Origin of the sequence: Elstera litoralis (assembly GCF_000963705.1) — a bacterium.
Classification (GTDB): Bacteria; Pseudomonadota; Alphaproteobacteria; order Elsterales; family Elsteraceae; genus Elstera; species Elstera litoralis.
On the sequence record NZ_LAJY01000692.1, the window covers coordinates 1 to 864 of the forward strand.

General features: G+C 59.3%; 1 protein-coding gene. It reads right to left on the reverse strand.

Annotated features, from left to right (window positions below):
• The coding region (locus VZ95_RS19030; protein WP_332308140.1) for a DEAD/DEAH box helicase at positions 1–686 on the reverse strand (686 nt) is incomplete at its 3' end.
• Between the last annotated feature and the right edge of the window lie 178 nt (positions 687–864).

Consider the following 864-nt stretch of genomic DNA (forward strand, 5'->3'; position numbering starts at 1 on the left):
CGGGGCCGGRAGATAATCAGCGGCGTGCGCGCTTCATCGACCAGGATCGAATCGACTTCATCGACGATGGCGTAATGGAAGGGGCGCTGAACCATATCGTCCAGGCGGAACTTCATATTGTCGCGCAGGTAATCGAAGCCGAATTCATTATTCGTGCCGTAGGTCACGTCGCAGGCGTAGGCGGCCCGGCGCTCGACATCGTTCAGACCATTGACGATACAGCCGGTCGATAGCCCCAGGCGGCGATGAATCCGGCCCATCCAGGTCGAATCGCGTTTCGCGAGATAATCATTCACCGTCACCACATGCACACCGCCGCCTTGCAGCGCGTTCAGATAGGTGGGGAGCACGGCGACCAGGGTTTTGCCTTCCCCCGTGCGCATTTCCGAAATCATGCCACGATGGAGCACGATGCCGCCGATAAGCTGCACGTCGAAGGGGCGCATGCCAAGCTCGCGCTTGGCGGCTTCGCGGACGGTGGCGAAGGCTTCGACCAGCACGTCATCGAGGCTTTCGCCAGCGGTGAGGCGGGCGCGCAGTTTCTCGGTTTGGGCCGACAGTTGATCGTCGGTCAGGGCGGAAATCTCGGGCTCTAGCGCATTGATCGCCTGAACCGTTTTATGCATTCCCTTAACCACGCGTTCCGTGGACGAGCCGAACAGCTTTCTTGCGAGGGCGCCGAACATCGAAAAACCTTCCAAACCCATGCAGCCTTGAAAAATGGCACTCGACCCCGGCTAGACAGAGGGCCGACCAATATCACCCTTATGCGGGCCTTGCACAGATAAGGGCGCGACCCGTGAGTGTCAATTTCTGGCTTCTCCGCGAATCTGATAATCCGCCAATCGGCGCGGTAAATCGGTG